This is a genomic window from Candidatus Polarisedimenticolaceae bacterium (assembly GCA_036275915.1).
GTDB lineage: Bacteria > Acidobacteriota > Polarisedimenticolia > Polarisedimenticolales > DASRJG01 > DASRJG01.
Genome location: DASUCV010000009.1, coordinates 18,863 through 40,320, shown reverse-complemented (window position 1 = coordinate 40,320; position 21,458 = coordinate 18,863). Strand labels below are relative to the sequence as shown.

Genomic DNA, 21,458 nt, shown 5'->3' with positions numbered 1-21,458 from the left:
AGGAAAAGCACGCAGTCGTCCCGACGTCCTCGTATATTCGAAGCGACCGCACGTGGGGGTTTCATGCGGACCCATCTCGCTCTCCTCGGCGCGCTCCTCGTCGGATCGCTGGCCCATGCCGACGTCACCCTGACCGCCAAGCGGATCGGTCCAACGACCGTCGAGCTGGACTGGACCGCGGGCACGGCGGACTACGGCGTGTATCGCTCGGCGCTGCCGTCGGGGGTCGCGTCCTCAGGGAACTTCCTGGCCCTTTCGGGCGGGACCACCTACACCGACGGCGCGGCCAGCGGCTCGATCCTTTTCTATCTCGTGGATGAAGGCGCCTGCTCGTTCGACGCGGACTGCCCGCCGACCGGCAACGGGTGCCTCAACGCTTCGTGCAGCGCGCACAGCTGCACGACCGTCCCGGTGCAGTACGGCACCGACTCTCCGGACCAGACGGCCGGCGACTGCCAGCAGACGGTGTGCGACGGCAACGGCGGCAGCTTCCAGGCCGCCGACGACCTCGACGTCCCCAACGACGGCAACGACTGCACGAGTGACACCTGCTCGAACGGCGTGCCGGGGCACATCCCGCTCGCCGACGGCATCACATGCACCAACGGTGACGGCAGCGAGTGCGAGAACGCTGTGTGCATGCCGACCGTGAGCCTCGTCCGCGTCGGCGACGGCTCAGGGGCGCTCAGCACCTCGGCGACGGCCGTGGCGATCGAGCGTAGAAAAACCGACGGCACCCTCCTCAGCACGGTCGCGCTCCCGACTGCCATCAGCGGCTCGAACCAGCAGTGCACGCTGGCGGGAACCGCGACGGCCGAAGGCGGTCTGTCCCGATCGGCCGACGACTCCTATCTCACCCTCGCCGGCTACGGCGCCAACCCTGGCTCGCCCTCGGTCGCCTCGAGCAACCCGACGTTCGTCCCCCGGGTCGTGTGCCGCGTGGACGTAGGCGGCAACATCGACACGACGACGCGGCTCACCTCCGCCTTCAGCTCCGGCGATGTGAAGGACGCGGTCTCGAACGACGGGACCACGTTCTGGGTATCGGGGGCTTCCACGGGCTCGTCCGGCGGCATCTGGTACGCGACCCTCGGCGCCGCCGGCGGCACGCAGGTCCTTTCGAGTCCGACCGACGTGCGCACCGTCGGCATCTACGGCGGACAGCTCTACGCAGACTCCCCGTCGAGCCCCACGACGAACGTCTTCACCGTCGGCTCCGGGCTCCCGACGACGACCGGTCAATCCGCAGGCGCGCTGACGGGGCTCCCGTCCCTCACGAACTCCGAGCCCGAAGGGTTCGCCTTCTTCGATCTCAATCCGAACGTCGCCGGTATCGACACCCTGTATCTGGCCGATTCCCGCGGGCTCGCGATGGGCGGCGGCATCCAGAAGTGGACGTGGAACGGCACGGCGTGGACGCAGGTCGCCACGTTCAACAGCGGGATTACGGCAGGCATTCGTGATCTCGCCGCCGCGAAGATGCCCGACGGAACGATCGCCATCTTCGCGACGACGGTCTCGGCGCCGGTCGAGCTCGTCAAGTTCATCGATGATTTCGTGCACCCTCCGACCGCCACCGTGCTGGCCACGGCGCCGGCCCGCTACTCCTACCGCGGCGTCGCGATCTCGCCGCATTGATAAGATCGGAGGGATGGCCGCCCTCCGAGGATTCGCACTCCTGCTCCCGGTCATGCTCGCGGCCGCTCCGGCGTCCAACGCCGAACGCGTGAAGTCGGAGATCGAGAAGCGCTACGCCGACCTCCGCGCGATCTACCTCGAGAACCGCGGCCCCGACAAGGTGATCGCGATGCGCACCGCCGACTACACGGCTCACCTGCCGAGCGGCGAGGTGTGGGACCGCGAGAAGGCGGCCGAGTACACGCGCGCGGCGTTTCAACAGGTGATCAAGACGATCGACGTCACCTTCACGATCGAGGGGATCGAGCTTCGCGGCAACAAGGCCGCCGTCCGCATCCTTCAACACTGGATGCGCCTCCAGTACAAGATCGGCGCGCTCCGCACCGTCGAGACGGATGCGCGCCAGCGCGAGACCTGGACACGCACCAAAGGCGGCTGGATGCTCTCCAAGATCGACGAGATCCAGCCCGGCGAATGGCGCGTCGACGGCAAGCGCGTCGACCCGTCGAAGCCGTACAGCCCGTCCGCGCCCGAATACAAACCGTGACCGCGGCCCCGCCGAAGTACTTCGCGACGCCGCAGGCGTTCCGCAAATGGCTCGCACGAAACGCCGCGAACGCCCCCGAGCTCCTCGTCGGCTTCCACAAGGTCAAAAGCGGGAAACCCTCGATGACGTGGTCCGAGTCGGTCGACGAAGCGCTCTGCTTCGGCTGGATCGACGGTGTGAGGAAGTCGCTCGGCAAGGACGCCTACACGATCCGCTTCTCGAAGCGGCGCCCCGGCTCGATCTGGAGCGCCATCAACATCGCGAAGGCGAAGGCGCTGGACAAGGAAGGCCGCATGGCCGAAGCCGGCCTCGCCGCCTTCGCGAAGCGCACCGCCCGCAAGTCGGTCGTGTACTCGTACGAACAGAAGGGAATGGCCGTCCTGACCGTCGCGGAGCGCCGCCTCTTCAAGAGCAACGCCGCCGCGTGGACGCATTTCGAAGGAACGCCGCCCGGCTATCGCAAGGTGATCATGCACTGGATCACAACAGCCAAGCGGGAAGAGACGCGCGAGAAGCGCCTCGCCCGCCTCATCGACGCGAGCGAGCGGGGGAAGCGGCTGTTCTGATCCACTGGCGCCGGCCGCCGCGTGCGCTAAAGTCGAAGCCAGCGAGGGCGGCACGCATGCGCACCGAATCGAATCGGCAACGCCGCAAGGCGAGTCTCACGGCGCCTTACAACCCCGAGATCGCCGAGATCGTCGAATGGGTCAAGCTGTTCCCGCCGCCCGTGCGCCGCATCCCGCTCGGCTTCAACGCGACGTTCACGCCCGCGGAGACAGAGCAGCTCCTTCGCGCTTTCGTGCCCCGAGGCATGGAAGACAAGTGGTTCATCTATTTCGAAGACGGGTGGCTGCGTTTCCATCGGAGCTGGACCCGATTCTTCATCTTCGGGCTGCGCCTGGCTCACCGAAAGCACGGAGACGGCGTCTTCGTCGCCGAGTCGTGGGTCAACGGCGACCCCGAGCAGTACGGTGCGGACGATTGGGTCTACGAGCGACGCCTCGTACGCGCTCTCATCGACGGGTTCTTGCTCGACAAGCCGTCCGTCACGTTTCCCTCGTACGATGTGTCGACCGTCCCGCCCGGCAGCCTCGCCGAGCACGTCATCCGCGGGCGACAAGGATGAATCGAGGCATCGCGAGGCGACATCCCGAGCGCCGTAGGCGAGGCACCCGCGGATTGAGCCGGGTCGCGCTTCCGACGGCGCGATGACCGACTCGGAGCGCTCGCTCGTCTGCCCGACGTGCTTCTTCCCGCTTCACGAGTCCGACACCGAGCAATGCCCCGAGTGCGGCGCGTCCCTCGCCCCGTCGTCGAGCTTCGATCACCTGTCGATCATCCGCGCGCAAGGCGAGATGCTCCGACGCGGCGCGCACAGCCCATCCGGCATCGTGGTCGTCGGCATGTGGCTGCTCTTCGGTCCGACATTCGTCATCTTTGTCCTGCTCGCGATCTCGACAGGCGCCCGCAGCCTCGTGACCTCGGGGCCCCTCCTTTTTCTCTATGGCGCGATCCTCTGGAAGGTCACGTTGCGCTACCGCGCCGCTCGCCGCGAAGCGGCGACAGAAGAGATCAACCGGAGGTACGACGAGCCGGACGACCGTTGGTCCGATCCGAGTTAGAGTCCGGTGGGATCTGAGATGTTCTGGCGGCTGGTCTGCCTGATCTTCTGCTTGAGCGTTCGGCTTGCGTTCTTGGTCTAGTCACCTCGCGAGGCAGGACGGAATGCGACCTTGATCGTTCTCCAGCTCACCCCCGTCGTCCTGAGCTTGCTCGTTCTGGGCGCGCATTTCTATCGCGCCGGCCGGTTCGGGCTGGTCGCGGCGGTCCTGGTCTTGATCGGGTTGCTGGCGGTCAGGCGGCGGTGGGCGGTGCGCGTCGTCCAAGCCGCTCTCGTGCTCGGAACCGTCGAGTGGGTGCGAACGACGGTAGAGCTGGCGCGGAGAAGGTCGGAGGCGGGGGAGCCGTTCGTCAGGCTCGTCATCATTCTCGGCGCCGTGTCGGTCGTGACGCTGGCGTCGGCGCTCGTCTTTCGCTCGGCGCGCTTGCGTCGGTGGTACCGTTTCTCGACGTGACGACTCTGGAGTTCGACCTGCTCGGCGCCTTCGAGACGCATTCCGTCGAGGGGATTCGCCGGGTCTTGGACGGCGGGTTCGACGTCGCGACGCCGATCCACGGAAAGTCGGCGATCACGCACCTCGTCGAGATGTACTTCCGGTCCGATCGTTTCCCCGAATGTCTGGCTCTCCTCCTCGATCGCGGCGGGCGCCTCGACGATCCGCACCTGCGCGAGGTGCTTCTCGACGATGCGGATGGGCTGGCGGCGGCGCTTCGACGCGACCCGTCGTTGATCTGGCATCGAACGACGATGGCCTGCACGTTCACGCCACTTGACAGCGCGTCGCTCCTGCACGTCGCGGCCGAGTACGGGAACGTGCGTGCGGCGCAGGCGCTGCTCGAAGCCGGCGCCGAGGTCGACGCGCGGGCGGCGGTCGATGAGCACGGGCTGGGCGGCCACACGCCGCTCTTCCACACCGTGAGCTCGAACGCGAACCGGTCGGCGCCGCTCATGCGGATGCTGCTCGACGCCGGCGCGCGCGCCGACGTGCGCCTCGCCGGGATCACGTGGGGTAGAGGCTTCGAGTGGGAAACGACGTTCTTCGACGTGACGCCGGTCTCCTACGCACAGCACGGCCTGATGCCGCAGGTCCATCGCGACGAGCGGCAGATCTACGACAACGTCCGCGCGTTGCTCGAAGCGGCGGGCCGAACGGTGCCGCCGCTTCCGAACGTTCCCAACAGGTACCTCCGTCCGAAAGCCGGTTCCTGAGCAAGGACCCGTATGAACCTCGCGAACGCCACGATCGGTCAGCTCATGATTCCCGTCGATGACCTCGATCGAGCCGTCGGCTTCTATCGCGACGTGCTCGGCCTCCCATTCCTGTTCGTGGCGCCACCGCAGATGGCGTTCTTCATGTGCGGCCCGGTGCGCCTGCTCGTCGGCGTGCTGCCTCAAGGCCACACCGCGCAGCGCGGCGCGACGATCTACTTCAAGGTCGACGAGATCGAGGGCCTCGCTGCGGAGCTGAAGGTGAAGGGCGTGACGTTCATTGCTGATCCGCACGTCGTCCATCGCGCGCCTACGTTCGAGCTGTGGCTCGCTGAGTTCACCGATCCCGACGGCAACCATCTCGCGCTCATGCACGAGCGCCCGCTCTCCGCGTGATCGCCACGTTCATGTTGTCGGCCGGACTGTGGGCCGCCACCGGTGCGCCGCCGGTGCCGTGGCAGCCGGCGGCAGGGCACGAGCAGATTGCGCTCTGGCCCGGCAAGCCGCCGGGGACGCATACGCCTTCCGATCCCGAGACGGCGGCGCCGGTCGTCGGGTCGCTCGTCGCCGGAAAGCCTTGGACCTACGTGACGAACGTGTCCCAGCCGACCCTCACGTTGTACGCGCCGAAGACGGACGCAAACGGGGCGGCGGTCGTCGTCTTCCCCGGCGGCGGTTATCGCATCCTCGCGATCGACCTCGAGGGGACCGAGGTCTGCGACTGGCTGAACGCGAGGGGGATCGCCTGCCTCGTCCTCAAGTACCGTGTGCCCCACGGCGGCGACAAGTGGAGCCAGTCGCGTGGCGTGTTCACCGACACGGGCACATCGATGGCGCTCGAAGATGCGCAGCGCGCGCTCGGCCTCGTGCGCCTCCACGCCGCGGAGTGGCACATCGATCCGCACAAGATCGGCGTCCTCGGCTTCTCCGCGGGCGGGCACCTCGTCGCGGCGATCAGTACCCGCTACGAGAAGCGCGTGTATCCGGCCGTCGATGCGGCGGACAAGGAGAGCTGCCGCCCCGACTTCGCAGTGGCTCTCTATCCCGGGCATCTGTGGCTCGACTGGCTCGAGAAATCGCAGGGCGGAGCGCTCAACCGCGACATCCGCGTCACCAAGAACACGCCCCCGACCTTCATCGTGCAGGCGGAGAACGACGACGTCGACGACATCCGGAACTCGCTCTTCTATTACGCCGCGCTCCAGAAGGCCCGAGTCCCCGCCGAGCTGCACGTCTTCCCCGAGGGCGGCCACGCGTTCGGTTTGAGGCGGACGAAGATGGCGATCACCGCGTGGCCGGAGCTGGCGGAGACCTGGATGCGGTCGATCGGCATGTTGCCGTGACGACGATCTATCGGGCGGAGCCGAGATTCGCGCAACAAGCGCTCGTGGTCCTGCGAGCGGCGGGGATCTCGGCGGAGATCATCGACGATCCTCCTCCCGTGGTCCGTCAGAAATCGGGCTTGACGTTGACGGTCGGCGTCGCCGTTCCTGCGCCTCAGGTCGCGCGCGCTCGAGAGATCTTGCAGAGCTGGATCGCCGATTCGGAGCGCGCGGCCGCTCCGCTGAGCCGGAGCGTCGGCCGGTCGCTTCTTCTCGTCATCGCGCCGCCTCTCGCGGCATGGATCGTGACCTCCGTCATGAAGATCCCATGGCCCGACTGGGCGGCCTACGCGGTGGGTGGCTGGGTCGTGGGAGTGATCGCGGTGGTCGCGGTGGTGGAGCGGCGTACATCACCGGACAGCGACTGACGCACCGTGGCCGTGAGCTTGTTGGTGACTCCCCGCCAAAATGTTGGGCCGCCGTGCGATGATCGCCGGCAACGAGAGGAGCTCTCCAAGGAGGTGCTCTCATGCGCGGAATCATCGACCGGCTCCTGGGCCGGAAGATCGACGACGAACTCGGCTGGTTGCCGCCGAAGACGATGACCGACCCCGCGCCTTGGGATCAGTACTGGCGCGCGCAGATCGACAAGGACATCGTGGGCTTCGTCGACATCTTCTGCGACGACGGCGAGCTCGTGGACGTCATGAGGTCGCATGACTTCAGGACGGTGCTCTGCGTCGGGACCGGACTCTCCATGGAGCCGTGGGCGCTCGCTTCGGCCGGCTTCGACGTGACGGCGCTCGATCTGTCGCCGTTCGCGATGGCGGCCGTGAGCCACGAGACGCCCCCGGCCGAGCTGTTCTCCCATCTCCTCGGTGGGCGGGGCGCGCGCCCCGGTGGCCACGCGCGCTTCGTCGCCGGCGACTTGTGCGACGCGAAGTGTTGTCAGGGCCCGTTCGACGTCGTGATCGAGCGGAGGACGCTCCAGCTCTATCCGGACGGCAGCGATTCCGAGGCCATTCGCGCCGTCGCCGGGCGCCTCGCGGCACGGGGGATCTTCTTCAGTCAAGTTCACTACGGGAGCTACCGAGGGGACGAGCCGCCGGAACATTGTTTGAAGCCGTGGTTCCGTGCCGAGGGTTGGCCCTTCTACGACGGCCGATCGCCTCTCGAGGGCCGTGTGGCGTGGCTCTTCACGACGACGGGGTAGCCGCCTCCGCTAGACTGGCTCCGGTGAAGCTCAAACTCCTGCACTGGAGCGTCCTTCTTCCCCTCGTGGCGTGTCTCGCGCTCGCCCTCGTCTGGGGTCGCTCGCTCGGCTGGTTCCTCATGGCGCTCGCCGGGGCGGGGCTCGTGGCTGCGGTCATCGTCGGGGTGCATCATGCCGAGGTGGTCGCGCTGCGCGTGGGCGAGCCGTTCGGGACTCTCGTGCTGGCGCTCGCCGTCACCGTGATCGAGCTGGGGCTCATCGGATCGATCATGGTGTCGAAGGTTCCCGGCAGCGTGACGCTGGCTCGCGACACCCTCTTCGCGACGGTGATGATCGTCTGCAACGGCGTCGTCGGGGGCTGCCTCGTCGTCGGCGCGCTCAAGCATCACGTGCTGCCGTTCCGGGTCGAAGGGGCGGGGCATGCGCTCGCTGCGCTGGCGCCGCTCGTCACGCTGACGTTGATCCTGCCCAACTTCACGTTGACGACACCGGGGCCCACGTATGCGCCGGCGCAGCTCGCCTTCGCCGGGTTCTCGTCGTTGATCCTCTACGCCGTCTTCGTGTTCGCGCAGACCGTCCGTCACCGGGACTACTTCCTCGCCGAGACGCCGGACGACGAGGAGCCGCACACGCCGCCTTCGAACCGCGTCGCGGCGACGAGCATGGGCCTGCTCCTGCTGTGTCTCGTCGCCGTCGTCGGCCTCGCGAAACAGCTTTCACCCGCCATCGAAGAAGGCGTGCGTGCGATCGCCGCGCCGGCCTCCGCCGTCGGGCTGATCATCGCGCTCGTCGTCCTCTCTCCCGAATCGACGGCGGCGGTGCGGGCGGCGTCGCGCAACCGGATGCAGACGAGCCTCAACCTGGCGCTCGGCTCGGCGCTCGCTTCCATCGGCCTCACGATCCCGTGCGTGGCGGCGCTATCTGTCTGGCTCGGCCTTCGGCTCGAGCTGGGGCTCGGCGCGGCGCAGATCGTCCTCCTCGTCCTGACGCTCATCCTCTCGACGATCACGCTGGCGAGCGGGCGGGCCACGGTGCTCCACGGCGCCGTGCACCTCGTCGTCTTCGCCGCGTATCTCGTGCTCGCGTTCGTGCCGTGAGGATCCCCGGGCTCGCCGTCGTCGCTCTCGTGGCGGCCGCCGCCCATGCGGCGCCGTTCACGCACATCGAGCGCGACGTCGCGTACGGGCACGATCCCCTTCAAACGCTCGACCTCGAGACCCCGGAGGCGAAGGCGTTTGCGACCGTCGTCTTCGTCCACGGCGGGAGTCTGTCGAGCGGCGACAAGCAAGACGACGACTACGGGAAAGTCTGCCCGGCGCTCGTCGCGGAGGGGATCGGGTGCACGAGCGTGAACTACCGGTTGGCGCCGAAGGCGGCGTGGCCGGCGCCCGCGGAAGACGTCGCCTCCGCGGTCGCGTGGGTGAAGGCGCACATCGAGGAGCGCGACGGCGACCCGCGCAAGATCTTCCTCATGGGCCACAGCTCGGGCGCGATGCTCGTCGCCCTCGTCGCCGCCGAGGCGCGGTGGCTCGGCGCGCACAGGATCGACGCGAAGGAGCTCGGCGGCGTCATCGCCATGGGGTCGATCATGTGGGACGACGAGCTGGACAAGGCGATCCAGCAGCACGGCCGGCCGCGTGTCGAGGCGGCGTTCAAGAAGGACCCCGACAACGCGATGTTCGGGAGCCTCGATGCCTACCTCGATCACTGGCCGATCCGCCATCTCCACGCCGGTCTTCCGCCGTATCTCTTTCTGATCGCGGAGGCCGAGCAGGAGCAGCCGCCGGTTCTGATGACGAACAAGAAGTTCGTCGACGACACGCGCGCCCTCGGCAACGGCGCGGAGTACCGCGTCCTTCCCGGCCTGACGCACATGACTGCGATCCGAAAGTTCTCCGAGCCCGGCGACCGCACGATGAAGATCGTCCGCGACTTCGTGCGCAAGCGCCCGTCGATGCCGTAACCGCGCCACCTTGCCTCGCTCGCGATCTGGGTCATTTACCGGAGCAAGCAGGCCTGATCTTCCGTCATACTCGCCCCATGACCACCATCCGAGGCAACCCCGGCGAGATCCACGAGCTGGCCCGCTACGAGGTGCGTCCCGAGGCGCTCGATGAATGCCTCGCGGCGATTCACGAGTTCGTGGCCTACGTGCGCGCGAACGAGCCCGGCGCGCTGCGCTACGAGGTATGGCAGGAGACCGAGCATCCGACGCGCTTCGTCCACCTCTTCGTGTGGCGTGACGAAGAGGCGAACCGCGTGCACGGCGAATCCGCTGCCGTGAAGAAGTTCGCCGGCATTCTCTATCCCAACTGCGTGCAGCCGGTGGAGTTCATCGAGTACAGGCAGGTCGACGCGAACCGTTAGCGCGCCGCGTACCTCGACACGACGACGGTGACGTTGTCGGGCGCGTTGCGGTCGAGGGCGAGGTCGATCAGCGCGCGGCACGCGGCCTGCGCGGAGTGCACGGTCGAGAGAATCGAGGCGATCTCCTCGTCCTTGACGACGTCGTAGAGGCCGTCTGAGCACAGGAGGACGGCGTCGCCGGGGGCGAGCTTCACGCGGTGGAGATCGACGTCCGTCAGCGGGACGCCGCCGCCGAGCACGTTCGTCAGCACGTTCCGCAGCTTGTGCGTCGCCGCCTCCTCGCGCGACATGACGCCGAGATCGACCATCTCCTGGACGCGCGTGTGGTCGCGCGTGAGCTGCTCGAGCCTGCCGCTGCGGCACAGGTAAGCACGCGAGTCGCCGCAGTGCGCGAGGAAGAGGTCGTAGCCGATGCTGTAGGTCAGCGTCATCGTCGTTCCCATCCCCTGGAGGTTGGGATCGATGCGGGCGCGTTCGTCGAGCAGCTCGTCGAGGCTCCGGTAGCGCTGGCCGGCGCGGTCGAGGATGCGCTGCGCGCTCTTGTCGTCGACGCGGAGGACCCAATCGGTCGTGTCGAAGAGGAGGTGGAAGAAGACGATGATCGCAGTGCGGCTCGCGACCTCGCCCCCCTTGTGACCGCCCATCCCGTCGGCGACGACGGCCACGTGGTTCGCCTGCTCCATCCGCTCGGGCAGCTCTCCCGGCGGGAGCGAGGTGGCGAGAACACGCGAAAAGCGCCCGATCTGACCGAGGTAGAAGTGGTCCTGGTTGTCCTGGCGAACCTTACCCTGGTCGGTTATCCCGAACGCGTCGACCTGCACGATGTCGAGCGGCTTCGGCGGCCAGACCTCGTCGTGCCCGAGCGCGGTCGACCGGAGCGGCGGCGGAATCGTGTCCTGATCGGACGGGTCGGACATGAGCCGAGACTACCACGTCACGGGGCGGCGTTGGGGTTCTCGGGCGCTGCGTCCCTGGCGCCGATGACATGGAGCGCCCGGGAGAGCTGCTCGACCGAGCGGCCGCGGTCGATCGTGCCGATCAGGAACTGGATCGCGAACCAGAGAAGACCGAACGCCGCCGCAAAGAGGACATCGCGGACGATGCCGTGGGCGAACGGCAGGTTCGTCCACACGCCCACGATCCAGCCGAGGACGACCACCGGCACGACGGAGAAGATCGGCGCATCCGAATGATGGATGTACGGCGATGCGGCCGGATGATCGAGATTCCGGCCGGTCGTCCAGTCGCGGAAGACCACGTACTCGCCGTGGGCGGCGTCCTTGTGCCGCCGCCAGAGCGCCGTGACGCGATGCCCTTCGCACCCCTGGAACACCGGCAACGTCGTCGCGTCGTGTTCGTCGTCGGTGAACGAGACCCTGATGTCGTGCTGACCGCCGTCGAAGAGCAGCGTGACCTCCTCGACGACGGTGATCACGTCGCCGGCATAGGCGCGGCTCAGCGCGATGCCCTGGCCGGTGTTACCAACGATCGCGAGCTCGCGCTGGCGGTGGCTGATGTGGGACACGTCGACCACGGTCCCCGTCGCCCAGTCGTAGTGGTAGCCGCGGAACCAGCGGTGAAGCCTCACCGGGTCCCGGGGCGGCGTCTTCCGCCGGGCGAGCTGTCGCCAGATCAGGCCGGCGAGAAGCGTGAGCATCAGCGCGGCGACGAGGAACGAGACGAAGCGCGCTGGATCCCCCAGAATGACCATGGAACCCGACCCCCACCGAGAATCCGGGATGGTCTCGCCAAATCAAAGGGCGAGTCAAGACCCAGGACGAATTTTCGGCGCTCGCGCTCGCCGCGGAAACGTGGCACCCAGCGTCGTGACGAATCAGGGCTGTCTCTCTCCGGCCGCCACAGCGTCCCAGAGGCGGCGGTACTCGTCACGGACGCTGGGATCGAGGCTGTCGCCGAGGTCGCGCGACAACCGCGTCCTCCCGATCAGGTCTTGCACGTCGGCGAGATCGCGAAGGCGATGCGGTGCGCTCATGCCGGAGGCGAGCTTGAGGTTCAAGAGGGTCTCGAGATTGATGAACCTGAAATCGTCACCTTGGGTCGAGACCTTCGATGGATCCGGGAATGAAACAGGTTTGGGTTTTCCGTCACCGGGATACTCGCCCGTGACCAGTACTTCGATGCGAACGCCGGTGGCGGTGTCTTTGAAGGCACGCTTCGCTCCGGCGAACGCCGGCAAGTACCCGCGGCCGAGGCAACGCTCGCGAAAGGCCTCGAGCGTTTCGGGGCGCATCAAGATGTCGATGTCTTCGGTGGTACGTCTCGACCCGTGCTCGACCACCGCCATTCCTCCGACCACCGCGTAGTCCAGCCCTTCGTCGCGCAGACGCTCCGCGAGACGGCGTAGCGCGTCGTAGACATCTCCCTGTCTCATGAGAAAACGGCTCGCTTCGAGGAGGTTCTTGGGACTCGAAGGTGTCCGCTTGTCGCGCGGCATGCGAGCAGTATAAAGGCTACGGCGCGCCTGCTCCGTCGCGAAGGTTGCGCTGCAGGAACTCGAGCACTCGTCTCTCGTACTCCGCGCGCGCGAACGCGTGGAAGTCTTGATGGCCGGCGCCGGCCAGCTCCCAATACTCCTTCGGCTCGTGAGCGGCTTGGAACAAGCGCCGGGACTCGGCCGCGGTCGTGTAGAGGTCGGCGCCACCGGCGATGACGAACACGGGGGCGCGAACGCTCGCGATCCGGTCGATGGGTCGAAGCTCGTCGGCGGTCGCTCCGGTTCTGAAGCGGAGCTGGCTCAAGAGCACCGGCGCCGCGAGACGCGCCGCCGTCAGTCCCAAGCGGATGGCGATGCGATTGGCGGTGGCTTCTTCGATCGTCGGATAGACGGCCTCGAGCACCATCGCTTGTACGTCGAGCGGCTCCGGACCGACGAGCGCGGCCGCCCCGCCGAGCGAGGTGCCGATGACACCGACGCGCTCGTTCGGCAGCCTCGATCGCAAGTACTCCAGGGCCGAGCGCGCATCGAGGCTCTCGAGATGACCGAACGTCTGGCGCGCACCGATGCTCTCGCCGTTGGCCTGGAAGTCGAAGAGGAGCACGCCGTAGCCGGCCTTCGAGAGGAAGAGCGCGCGCGGCAGCATCGAAGTCCGGTCGGCGTGGATTCCGTGCATGAGGAGGACGGCACCCTTGCCCGGAGTGCCGGGCGCAAGCCAGCCCTTCAGCGTCGCGCCGGATTTGCTCGGAAACGAGACGGTCTCGGCATGGAGGCTCGGCGGAGCGGAGCCGATCTCGCGCTGGGACGGGCCGGCGAGAGTGTTGCCTTCGATGAGGACGACGCCGGCCGCGGCCGCGACGCCCGCGAGCAGCAACGCCAGAAGGAAGCGCTTACTGACGATCCGGCTCATTCCCCGAGCGTCGCCATCCAAATGTCGGACTCGTCGTCGGCGACTTCGTAGACCCCCACCCGGGTGCCGATCACCCCCGGAGTTTAGCAGCGCGCCAGGAGAAGCCGATCGAGACGAGGGTGACGGCCGCGGCGAGCGCGATCCATCCGAGTTCGGGAGGCACCCGGAGAGGCGACGGTGCCGCCGCTTCGATCACGACGACGGCGGGAACGAGGGCGAGCGCCGCCGCGCCCGCGACGACGACCGGCCACGCACGCTTCCACGGGAACGGGATCGGCGGAGGGGTCGCCGCCTCGCGGCGCACGGCGTCCATCACCGCGTCGGTGAATCCCGAGGACGGGACCAGATCGTCCTTCTCCGCGAGAATGCGGTCGATCTCTTCGGGCTTCATCGGGCCTCCTCGAGGCGCGGCGCATGCGAGAGCGCGTCGAGCTTGCGGCGGAGGAGCTCGCGTCCGCGCGCGAGCCGGGCCTTCACCGTTCCTTCGGGAAGATCGAGGCTCCGCGCCGCACTCGCGACGTCCATCTCGTGGAAGTAGTAGAGAAGAAGCACGTCGCGGTACTTCGGTGGCAGCGCGTGGAGCGCCGCATGGATGGTCTTGTCGTCATCGTCCGCGGCGGGGGCTGCCGGCTCACGGACGTCGTCGAGCGAGACCGTCGGCGGCGGGACGCGCCGAATCTCCGACCGGTAGAGGTTCACCGCCAGCGCGAAGAGCCAAGTCGAGAACCTCGCGTCGCCGCGGTAGCGGTCGAGGGCGCGGTAGGCGCGGAGGAACGCCTCCTGCGCCAGATCCTCGGCCCGGCCTCGATCGCGCGTGAAGCGGTAGGCGAGGCTCACGAGCGGCCCCTGCCATTGGCGGACGATGCCGTCGAACGCTCCGGCTTCTCCCGCGAGCACGCGGGACACGGCGTCACGATCGTCCTCATCGGCCACGCTCCGGGCCCACCCTCTCGCGGAGTTGGACGTCCCGGCATGCTCCGCGGTTGCGTTTTCTTTCGACGCCAAAAAAAGCAACCGTACGGCACCCGGCGGCGTCTCACCGTCAGCGGCGAGGGTGCCGCGGAGGGAGAGCAGGATGAATGGCTCAGCCATCGCCTTGATCGTAGCTGCGGGGAGCTTCTCCTTGTTCGGGTTTCTCGCGGTGACGACGTGGACCGACGCCCGGAGGCGCGAGCGCGAGGCGTACTACCGGAGCGAAACGTTGAAGAAGCTCGCCGAGACGACCGGAGCCGGAGGAACCACGGCGATCGAGCTGTTCAAGGAGCAGGAGCGCGCCGCGGACCGCCGGAGGCGCGAGGCGATGCGGCTCGGCGGACTCGTGACCTTCGCCGCGGGGGTCGGCATCTGGGTCTTTCTGATGAACGTCGCACGCGATCAAGACGTTCAGTTCGCCGGCCTGATCCCGATGCTCATCGGTATGGCGCTCCTCCTCTACGGCTACATCCTCGCGCCGCTCCAGGAGCGCTACGGAGGCGGCGGCGCCCCTCCGCGGTGAGGGAACGGCAATTCCGGCGGTCGCATGGCGTCGAACTTCTCCTGCTGCTCGGGCGTCAGGAGCGCGCGGATCTTCTTGTGCGTCTCTTCGAGAGTCTGGTGGACCCTGTCGTGCGCGTCGTCCAGGATCTCCTTGATCCGAGCGCGCTGCGCCTCGTTCAGGCCCAGCTCGTGCTCCATGTGCTCGACCATCGCGTCGGCTTCGGCGCGCGGTCCGTGCACGCCGCCGTGATGGCCGAACGGCATCGGCATGCCGCCGCGAAGATGGAGGAGGATCACGGTGAGCGCCGCGCCGAAGATCGTCCCCAGGGCGAACACGACGACGACGGCGTACGACCGCGACGGCGCCGCGTCAGCCATCGTTCCGTCCCACGCCGAGGACGGCGTCGAGGAGCAGATCGCCGGTGCTCGCCGATCCTCCCATCATCACGCGCTCGAACGTGCTCGAGGTCTCGCTCCGGCTCGTGAGCGTGAGCGCGACCGCGACGACGACGGCGAGTGCCGTGATGGTCGCGAGACGCGGCACCGCGGGCCAGTACGAGACCGGAGCGGCGGGCGCGCTCCTCGCCCGGGCGATCAGCGAAGGGACGGCATCGACGAGCGGATCGACCCGAGGGATCTCGTCGCCCTCGGCCCAGCGGAAGGCGCGGCGGACGTCGTCGCGCTTCATCGCGCCGGCTCCAGGATCTTCGCGAGCTTGCGCCGCGCGCGGACGGCGCGCAGGCGCGCGGCGACGTTCGTGATGCCGAGGCTCAGGGCGGCTTCCGCCATCGATCGACCCTCGAGATCGACGAGCACGATGACCGCGCGGTCCGTGGGGGCGAGACGCGCGAGCGCCTGACGTACCGCGAGGACGTCTCCCGCCGCATCGGCCCGCGGGACGTCGACCAGCTCGCCCTCGCCCCGTCGTTTCGTCGCGCGCGCGGCGTCGAGGGCCTTCCGCGCCGTGATCGACCGCAGCCACGCGCCGACGTCACCCGACGGAAGCGCCGGCGTCGTGAGCGCGGCCAGGAACGCCTCCTGCACCACGTCATCGGCATCGCGCGATCCGTAGCGGCCGAGGACCGCCCAGGCCGTGCGCACCATCGAGGGACCGTGCTCGCGCATCAGGAGGCGTCCTGCTTCGTGGTCCCCCTCCCGGGCCGCGGCAAGAAGCGAGGCCTCGTCCGCGAGAGGGGGGGCCACCACGGAAGCGTGATCAGAATCCGCCGCCCTGCATGGGCGGGGGACCGTCGTGTTCGCGGTGCTCGCTCATCATCTGCTGGAACTTCGCCTTCTGGTCGGCGGTGAGGACGGTGCCGACCTCGACCGCCATGTGATGCTGCTCGAGGGCGAGTTGGCCCTGGATCCCGCTGACGACGCCAACTGCCTGCTGGACCTGTGCGTCGGTGGCGTCCGGATTGTGGACCGTGCGATGCAGCGTGGACTGCGCTTCTTGCATCGAGCGCATCTTCTCTCCCATCGACCCGTCCGTGTACTTCGAGACGATCGCCTGGACCTTCGACGTCTGATCGGGCGTCAGGTCGAGCATCTTGGTGAGGTGGTCCGCCAGATTCATGCCGGGCTCGCCTGGACCGTGGGGCCCGTGTCCGTAACCCTGCGCCGCGGCAACGGTCACCGCCAGGACGATCATCGCGGCAAAGCTCAGGACTCTCTTCATCTTTCTTCTCCTTACGCCTCCGGGGGCGTTCCCCGAGGAGACGACCGGCGGGGCTCCGGTGTGTCATCCGGACCAAAACAATCGTAACCTCGCCCAACGGTTTTCCGGCCCCTCGCGTAGGTAGGGGTGATGGAACGGACGCTCTTTCTCGAGGGACACGGTACGGTGACGTCGGATATCGGCGAGCTGTTCGACCGCCACCACGCGCGCCTCTACCGGCTGGCGCTCCGGATGACGTGGGGCGGCGACGACGCGCGCGACCTCGTCCAGGAATCGTTCCTGCGCGCGATCGAGCACCGGCCTCCGGACGACCCCGTCGCCGCCGAGCGGTGGCTCGTGCGGGTGCTCGTCAACCTCTGCCGCGACCGGCATCGCCGCGCGGTCGTCCGCCGCGCGCACGCCGCCGAGGCCGCGCAGGAGGATTCGCATCGCGACGCCGATCCGGGGATGAGCGCCGCGGTCCGCGACGCGGTGTGGAAGCTGCCGGTCCGCCAGCGCGCGGTCGTCGTCCTCCACGAGATCGAAGGTCACACGCTCGCCGAGGTCGCGGAGATCCTCGGCATCGCGGCGGTCACGGCGCGGTGGCACCACCACACGGCGCTCAAGGCCCTGCGGAGGGAGCTGTCATGAGAGATCTGTTGCGCGAGCACGACCCCGCGACGGGGCGCGAGCTCTCGAGCTTCGACCGCGCCGCGATGCGCGCTCGCCTCGTGGCCGCGGCGGAGCGTCCCGCGGCCGGCCGCCCGTTGCCGCGCTGGGCGCTCGCCGCCGCGACCGTCGTCGCGGTCGTCTTCTTCGTCTGGACCGAGGTGCGCCTCCCCGAGACTCCAACCGCGGCGTCGCCCCCTGCGCCGACGCGCATCCTCCTCACCGCCCCCGCTGGTACACGGATCCTCTGGTTCGTCGGCACGCCCGACGCGAAGGAGCTCAGATCATGAAGCGAGTTCTCTTGATGACGATGATCGTTCTGACGATCGCGAGCGTCGCCGTGTTCGCCGCGGATCGTCCCACGACCGAGCGCTTCCACGTCGCCGTGATGGCGGCGTCGCGCAAGGACGGGACGGTCCCCGACCTGCCGCCGGGCGAGGCGAAGGCGCTCGCCGACTTCCGGAAGGTGATGACGACGTATCGCAGCTTCGCGGTCGAGGCCGAGACCTTGCTGCAATTGGACCAGCAAGCGCAAGCGCGGCTCGGCACTTACACCGTGGAATTCGTGCTCGATCGCGACCGGAGCTCCGGCGACTCGATCAACATCCACGCGTTCCAGCTCCGCGCGGCCGAGCCGATTCCGATGGCGAGCGGCGCGATGGGTACGCCCACCTACATCCAGACGTCGTTCACCATCAAGCGCGGCGAAACGATCGTGCTCGGAACGTCGACCACCGACCAGCAGGCTCGCGTGGTGCTCGTCACGTCGCTTCCCTAGAGAGAAAAGGGGGCGGCTCATCGAGCCGCTCCCTCACTTTCGACGCGCCTTCCCTCCGGTGATCACCTCAGTGCCGTAGGGAATATCTCCTCGGTCGCGGAAGGGATTCGCGGGAGCCGGCTCCGGCGTCTTCCCGTCGCGCGACCGGCCTGCGGCGCTCGAAGTCCCGCCCTCGCGCTCTTTCCTGCGGCGTCGATCTCTTCTCCCCCTTCGTCCCTGCGCTCACGTGGCCGTTTACACGCAGTTTGCATGTGTCGTGAGGCTTTCCGCGGGACGGTATAAACGACGTGCCGGGATTTCCGGTGACTTCGCTCGGGGACAGACAAGGAGGAGAGCCGTGAGCACGTTGACCAACAGGAATGACGACCGGATCGCAGCGGGCGACCCTCAGCCCGAAGCCAACACGTTGCTCTTGCGCCAGCTCGTCGCGCACCTGCGCGATCAGTCGAGCCAGCTCCGTCAGGAGTGGGCGCGGCGGATCACCGGCGCGGGCTTCCTCACGGCGATGAGCCAGGACGAGATCTTCGCGGAGACGACGTCGGTCTACGACAATTACGTCGAGGCGCTCGAGACGGGGACGTTCCAGGCGATGCAGGCGTACGCGCGGAACCTCTCCGAGCGCATCATCCCGCGCGGCGTCGAAACGAATGAGGTCGTCGGCATCGTTCTCCTCTTGAGGGACGTGCTCGCGCGGTCGCTGTTCGCCAAATATCAATCGGATGTCCGTCACCTGAGCCGCGTTCTCGACGCCTACGAGCCGGCGGCGAACCGCATCGCGATCACGGTCGCGGTCGGTTTCGTCCAGGAGCGCGAGCGGACGATCCGCGAGCAGCAGGAAGCGATCCGCGAGCTGTCGACGCCGGTTCTCCAGGTGCGCGACCGGCTGCTCATCCTTCCGATCATCGGCCTCATCGACCCGATGCGGGCGCGCCAGCTCACCGAGCAGCTCCTGCGCGGGATCCGCGCGAACCGCGCGAAGGTCGTGGTCATCGACATCACGGGGGTCGCGGCGATGGACACCAACGTCGCGAACCACCTGGTGCAGACCGTGGAGGCGTCGCGCCTCCTCGGCGCGACGGTCATCGTCACCGGCCTCTCCCCCGAGATCGCGCAGACCCTCGTCAACATCGGCGTCGAGCTGTCGAAGATGACGACCGTGGGCGATCTCCAGGGCGGCATCGAGGAGGCGGAGCGCCTTCTCGGCTATCGCGTCGTGCCGAAGCACGACGACGGCACGCTCGAGCCCGAGGGTGTCTAGAGGCCGGCTCGCGAGGAGGGAGTCCCGTGGAAGTTCCGATCCTGAAGCAGGGTCCCTACTTGATCGCGAGCATCCAGACCGCGCTGCACGACGCCGATCTCGTGCAGCTCCGGGATGCGATCGTGGAGAAGGTGGGCAAGTCGCGCTCGAAGGGCGTCATCGTCGACGTCACCGCTCTCGACGTGATCGATTCGTTCTCGACCAGGACGCTCAGCGACATCGCGCACATGATCCGGCTGCGCGGCGCGCACACGGTGATCGTCGGCATCCAGCCGGAGGTCGCCTTCGCCATGGTTCAGCTCGGACTCATGCTGGAGGACGTGGCGACGGCGCTCGATCTCGAGGAAGGGCTCGCGCATCTTGAACAAAAGGGCCACAACAGTGAGCGCAGCGATCCCCGAAGACGTTGAAGAGGATCTCCACATCCGGACCGACGCGGACATCGTGACGGCCCGGAGGCGGGGACGGCTCCTCGCGGAGCGGTCGGGGTTCGGGGCGACCGATCAGGTCTTGATCACGACCGCGATCTCGGAGCTCGCGCGTAACCTCCTTCTCTACGCGCACGGCGGGAGGATCGCGCTGCGCCAGGTCGTGAACCGCGAAGTCAACGGCGTCACGGTGATCGCGAGCGACGACGGGCCCGGCATCGCGGACGTCGACCGCGCGATGGAGCCCGGCTACTCGACCTCCTCGTCGCTCGGCCTCGGCCTCCCGGGCGTCAAGCGATTGATGGACGAGATGAGCATCGAGACCCAAGTCGGCGTGGGGACGACGGTGACGGCGACGAAATGGAAACGTTGAGCGGTGCGCGCGTCGATTGGGCCGTCGGTGCGACCCCGCATCCGGGGGAGCACGTCATCGGCGACGCCTACCTCGTGCACGAGTTCCCCGGCGGGACGCTCCTCGCGGTCGTCGACGGCGTCGGCCACGGCGTCGAGGCGGAGAGCGTCGCGAGGATCGCGATCTCGACCCTCGCGGCGAACGTGTCGTCGTCCGTCGCGGCGCTCATCACCCAGTGCCACGCGCGTCTCCGCGGCACGCGGGGCGCGACGATGACCGTCGCGTCTTTCGACCTCTCGCGGAAAGAGCTCTCCTGGGCGGGCGTCGGCGACGTCGCCGCCACGCTCATGCGCCTCGATCCAGCGGGCCGATGCCGCGAGGTCAATTTGCTCGTCCGCGGCGGGCTCATCGGCACCGTGCTCCCCACGCTCCAGATCCAGATCACGCCTGTCGTCGAGGGCGACGTCGTCATCCTCGCGACCGACGGCGTCCGTCCGGGGTTTCGCGCGGCTTACCACCCCGGCCGCGATCCGCGCGACATCGCGCACCGGATCATCGACGAGTTCGGCCGCGGCAACGACGACGCGCTCGTCCTCGTCGGCCGCTTCTGCGGCGGGGCGGTGACGTCGTGATCGCCGAGCGCGAGCGCCTCGCCGACGATTACGCGAGCTGGCTGCGCGCCCATCTCAGGGCCGCGGGAGAGGGCCCGCTGAGCCACGCCTACGAGATCGGCCGCCAGGCCCTCGCCGCCGGCATGGGCGTCCTCGACGTGGCGAGCCTCCACGACGAGGCGCTCGTGAGGATCCACGAGGCGGGCATCCTGACGGGCGACGGCTCGGCGTGGGTGGGCGCGCAGGCGTTCCTCGTCGAGGCGCTCTCGCCGTTCGAGATCGTGCACCGCGGCTACTTCGAGACGAACACGGCGCTCCGCCGCGTCAACGAGACGCTCGAGAACGAAGCGCGCCGGATCGCTCACGCCCTCCACGACGACCTCGGGCCGCTCCTCGTCTCCGTCCACTTGGCGCTCCATGAGCTCGACCGGAAGCTGCCGTCGAGGGTGCGTCCGCAGGTGGAGGAGGTGCGCGAGCGCCTGGACGTCGTCGAGTCGCAGCTCCGGCGCCTCTCCCACGAGCTCCGGCCGATGGTGCTCGAGGACGTCGGCCTCGCGGCCGCCCTCGCGTTCCTCGCCGAAGGGGTCGAGATCCGTACCGGCGTCCCGGTCACGGTCGAGTGCGCCGGGGCCCTTGGCCTCTCGATCACCGCGCAGACCGTGCTCTACCGCATCATCCAGCAAGCGCTCATCAACGTAGGCAAGCACGCGCACGCGAAGAAAGCCGTCGTCCGGGTCAGCCGGGACGGTCCGAAGATCCGGTGCTCGATCGCCGACGACGGCGTCGGATTCGACGTGCGCATCCTGAACGGCTCGCCCCAGGAGTCCCGCGGCCTCGGCTTCGTCGGTATGCGGGAGCGCGCCGATGCGCTCGGCGGCACGGTCGACGTGTCGTCGGCTCCGGGGAGCGGCACCGTCGTCATGGCGACGATTCCCGCGGAGGTATGA

General features: G+C 68.2%; 33 protein-coding genes. 23 read left to right on the top strand and 10 right to left on the bottom strand.

Going from position 1 to position 21,458, the window contains the following annotated elements; translation table 11 throughout:
- The first annotated feature begins 63 nt into the window (after positions 1 to 63).
- The 14 genes from VFV19_07210 (at position 64) to VFV19_07145 (ending at position 9,917) form a co-directional block, all read left to right on the top strand.
- The gene (locus VFV19_07210; protein HEX4824085.1) at positions 64 to 1,638 is read left to right on the top strand and encodes a hypothetical protein; all 1,575 of its coding nucleotides are present in this window, start codon (positions 64 to 66) and stop codon (positions 1,636 to 1,638) included.
- A gap of 13 nt (positions 1,639 to 1,651) precedes the next feature.
- Complete coding sequence (locus VFV19_07205) at positions 1,652 to 2,185, top strand: hypothetical protein (GenBank protein ID HEX4824084.1); 534 nt, start codon at positions 1,652 to 1,654, stop codon at positions 2,183 to 2,185.
- On the top strand, positions 2,182 to 2,751 hold the full coding sequence (locus VFV19_07200; protein HEX4824083.1) for a YdeI/OmpD-associated family protein: 570 nt from the start codon (positions 2,182 to 2,184) through the stop codon (positions 2,749 to 2,751). Before VFV19_07205 ends, VFV19_07200 begins: the two co-directional genes overlap by 4 nt.
- Before the next feature lie 56 nt (positions 2,752 to 2,807).
- Entirely contained in the window at positions 2,808 to 3,311 is a 504-nt protein-coding gene (locus VFV19_07195) for a hypothetical protein (GenBank protein ID HEX4824082.1), read from the top strand.
- Between the two features lie 82 nt (positions 3,312 to 3,393).
- Positions 3,394 to 3,807, top strand: a complete 414-nt coding sequence (locus VFV19_07190; GenBank protein ID HEX4824081.1) for a hypothetical protein — start codon at positions 3,394 to 3,396, stop codon at positions 3,805 to 3,807.
- A gap of 111 nt (positions 3,808 to 3,918) precedes the next feature.
- Positions 3,919 to 4,260, top strand: a complete 342-nt coding sequence (locus VFV19_07185) for a hypothetical protein (GenBank protein HEX4824080.1) — start codon at positions 3,919 to 3,921, stop codon at positions 4,258 to 4,260.
- Positions 4,257 to 5,015, top strand: a complete 759-nt coding sequence (locus tag VFV19_07180; GenBank protein HEX4824079.1) for a hypothetical protein — start codon at positions 4,257 to 4,259, stop codon at positions 5,013 to 5,015. Before VFV19_07185 ends, VFV19_07180 begins: the two co-directional genes overlap by 4 nt.
- Positions 5,016 to 5,027: 12 nt before the next feature.
- Positions 5,028 to 5,411, top strand: coding sequence for a VOC family protein (locus VFV19_07175; GenBank protein HEX4824078.1), 384 nt, complete (start codon positions 5,028 to 5,030; stop codon positions 5,409 to 5,411).
- The gene (locus VFV19_07170) at positions 5,408 to 6,358 is read left to right on the top strand and encodes an alpha/beta hydrolase (protein ID HEX4824077.1); all 951 of its coding nucleotides are present in this window, start codon (positions 5,408 to 5,410) and stop codon (positions 6,356 to 6,358) included. The genes VFV19_07175 and VFV19_07170 overlap by 4 nt, the downstream gene beginning before the upstream one ends.
- Entirely contained in the window at positions 6,355 to 6,765 is a 411-nt protein-coding gene (locus tag VFV19_07165; GenBank protein ID HEX4824076.1) for a hypothetical protein, read from the top strand. The genes VFV19_07170 and VFV19_07165 overlap by 4 nt, the downstream gene beginning before the upstream one ends.
- Before the next feature lie 101 nt (positions 6,766 to 6,866).
- Positions 6,867 to 7,550, top strand: a complete 684-nt coding sequence (locus VFV19_07160; GenBank protein ID HEX4824075.1) for a class I SAM-dependent methyltransferase — start codon at positions 6,867 to 6,869, stop codon at positions 7,548 to 7,550.
- A 23-nt stretch (positions 7,551 to 7,573) separates the two neighbouring features.
- On the top strand, positions 7,574 to 8,647 hold the full coding sequence (locus VFV19_07155) for a hypothetical protein (GenBank protein HEX4824074.1): 1,074 nt from the start codon (positions 7,574 to 7,576) through the stop codon (positions 8,645 to 8,647).
- A complete protein-coding gene (locus tag VFV19_07150; GenBank protein HEX4824073.1) occupies positions 8,644 to 9,513 on the top strand; it encodes an alpha/beta hydrolase in 870 nt (289 codons plus the stop codon). Before VFV19_07155 ends, VFV19_07150 begins: the two co-directional genes overlap by 4 nt.
- A gap of 77 nt (positions 9,514 to 9,590) precedes the next feature.
- Positions 9,591 to 9,917, top strand: coding sequence for an antibiotic biosynthesis monooxygenase family protein (locus tag VFV19_07145; GenBank protein HEX4824072.1), 327 nt, complete (start codon positions 9,591 to 9,593; stop codon positions 9,915 to 9,917).
- Here VFV19_07145 and VFV19_07140 read toward each other — a convergent pair.
- The 6 genes from VFV19_07140 to VFV19_07115 form a co-directional block, all read right to left on the bottom strand.
- Positions 9,914 to 10,834, bottom strand: a complete 921-nt coding sequence (locus VFV19_07140) for a protein phosphatase 2C domain-containing protein (GenBank protein ID HEX4824071.1) — start codon at positions 10,832 to 10,834, stop codon at positions 9,914 to 9,916. The two genes, VFV19_07145 and VFV19_07140, sit on opposite strands and share 4 nt — an antisense overlap.
- Positions 10,835 to 10,851: 17 nt before the next feature.
- Positions 10,852 to 11,628, bottom strand: coding sequence for a hypothetical protein (locus tag VFV19_07135; protein HEX4824070.1), 777 nt, complete (start codon positions 11,626 to 11,628; stop codon positions 10,852 to 10,854).
- Positions 11,629 to 11,751: 123 nt separating this feature from the next.
- Complete coding sequence (locus VFV19_07130) at positions 11,752 to 12,372, bottom strand: nucleotidyltransferase family protein (GenBank protein HEX4824069.1); 621 nt, start codon at positions 12,370 to 12,372, stop codon at positions 11,752 to 11,754.
- 16 nt (positions 12,373 to 12,388) lie between these two features.
- Positions 12,389 to 13,282, bottom strand: coding sequence for an alpha/beta fold hydrolase (locus VFV19_07125; GenBank protein ID HEX4824068.1), 894 nt, complete (start codon positions 13,280 to 13,282; stop codon positions 12,389 to 12,391).
- 70 nt (positions 13,283 to 13,352) lie between these two features.
- Entirely contained in the window at positions 13,353 to 13,673 is a 321-nt protein-coding gene (locus VFV19_07120; protein ID HEX4824067.1) for a hypothetical protein, read from the bottom strand.
- Positions 13,670 to 14,215 carry a sigma-70 family RNA polymerase sigma factor gene (locus VFV19_07115; GenBank protein HEX4824066.1) on the bottom strand — a complete coding sequence of 182 codons (546 nt, stop codon included), beginning with the start codon at positions 14,213 to 14,215 and terminating at the stop codon, positions 13,670 to 13,672. Before VFV19_07115 ends, VFV19_07120 begins: the two co-directional genes overlap by 4 nt.
- Before the next feature lie 142 nt (positions 14,216 to 14,357).
- On the opposite strand from VFV19_07115, the gene VFV19_07110 reads away from it, so the two are divergent.
- Entirely contained in the window at positions 14,358 to 14,777 is a 420-nt protein-coding gene (locus VFV19_07110) for a hypothetical protein (protein HEX4824065.1), read from the top strand.
- On the opposite strand, the gene VFV19_07105 is transcribed toward VFV19_07110, so the two are convergent.
- From VFV19_07105 to VFV19_07090, 4 genes are read right to left on the bottom strand one after another with little or no spacing between them, the layout of a single operon-like run.
- Complete coding sequence (locus tag VFV19_07105) at positions 14,747 to 15,136, bottom strand: hypothetical protein (GenBank protein ID HEX4824064.1); 390 nt, start codon at positions 15,134 to 15,136, stop codon at positions 14,747 to 14,749. The two genes, VFV19_07110 and VFV19_07105, sit on opposite strands and share 31 nt — an antisense overlap.
- A complete protein-coding gene (locus tag VFV19_07100; protein ID HEX4824063.1) occupies positions 15,129 to 15,446 on the bottom strand; it encodes a hypothetical protein in 318 nt (105 codons plus the stop codon). The genes VFV19_07105 and VFV19_07100 overlap by 8 nt, the downstream gene beginning before the upstream one ends.
- Complete coding sequence (locus VFV19_07095; GenBank protein ID HEX4824062.1) at positions 15,443 to 15,961, bottom strand: RNA polymerase sigma factor; 519 nt, start codon at positions 15,959 to 15,961, stop codon at positions 15,443 to 15,445. The genes VFV19_07100 and VFV19_07095 overlap by 4 nt, the downstream gene beginning before the upstream one ends.
- Before the next feature lie 13 nt (positions 15,962 to 15,974).
- On the bottom strand, positions 15,975 to 16,436 hold the full coding sequence (locus VFV19_07090) for a periplasmic heavy metal sensor (protein HEX4824061.1): 462 nt from the start codon (positions 16,434 to 16,436) through the stop codon (positions 15,975 to 15,977).
- Positions 16,437 to 16,565: 129 nt separating this feature from the next.
- On the opposite strand from VFV19_07090, the gene VFV19_07085 reads away from it, so the two are divergent.
- From VFV19_07085 to VFV19_07050, 8 genes are all read left to right on the top strand, one after another.
- On the top strand, positions 16,566 to 17,066 hold the full coding sequence (locus tag VFV19_07085) for an RNA polymerase sigma factor (protein ID HEX4824060.1): 501 nt from the start codon (positions 16,566 to 16,568) through the stop codon (positions 17,064 to 17,066).
- On the top strand, positions 17,063 to 17,374 hold the full coding sequence (locus tag VFV19_07080; GenBank protein ID HEX4824059.1) for a hypothetical protein: 312 nt from the start codon (positions 17,063 to 17,065) through the stop codon (positions 17,372 to 17,374). The genes VFV19_07085 and VFV19_07080 overlap by 4 nt, the downstream gene beginning before the upstream one ends.
- On the top strand, positions 17,371 to 17,862 hold the full coding sequence (locus VFV19_07075; GenBank protein ID HEX4824058.1) for a hypothetical protein: 492 nt from the start codon (positions 17,371 to 17,373) through the stop codon (positions 17,860 to 17,862). Before VFV19_07080 ends, VFV19_07075 begins: the two co-directional genes overlap by 4 nt.
- A gap of 337 nt (positions 17,863 to 18,199) precedes the next feature.
- Complete coding sequence (locus tag VFV19_07070; protein HEX4824057.1) at positions 18,200 to 19,120, top strand: STAS domain-containing protein; 921 nt, start codon at positions 18,200 to 18,202, stop codon at positions 19,118 to 19,120.
- A gap of 26 nt (positions 19,121 to 19,146) precedes the next feature.
- Entirely contained in the window at positions 19,147 to 19,530 is a 384-nt protein-coding gene (locus VFV19_07065) for an STAS domain-containing protein (GenBank protein ID HEX4824056.1), read from the top strand.
- Entirely contained in the window at positions 19,502 to 19,921 is a 420-nt protein-coding gene (locus VFV19_07060) for an anti-sigma regulatory factor (protein ID HEX4824055.1), read from the top strand. The genes VFV19_07065 and VFV19_07060 overlap by 29 nt, the downstream gene beginning before the upstream one ends.
- Positions 19,909 to 20,532, top strand: coding sequence for a SpoIIE family protein phosphatase (locus VFV19_07055; protein ID HEX4824054.1), 624 nt, complete (start codon positions 19,909 to 19,911; stop codon positions 20,530 to 20,532). Before VFV19_07060 ends, VFV19_07055 begins: the two co-directional genes overlap by 13 nt.
- The gene (locus VFV19_07050; protein HEX4824053.1) at positions 20,529 to 21,458 is read left to right on the top strand and encodes an ATP-binding protein; all 930 of its coding nucleotides are present in this window, start codon (positions 20,529 to 20,531) and stop codon (positions 21,456 to 21,458) included. The genes VFV19_07055 and VFV19_07050 overlap by 4 nt, the downstream gene beginning before the upstream one ends.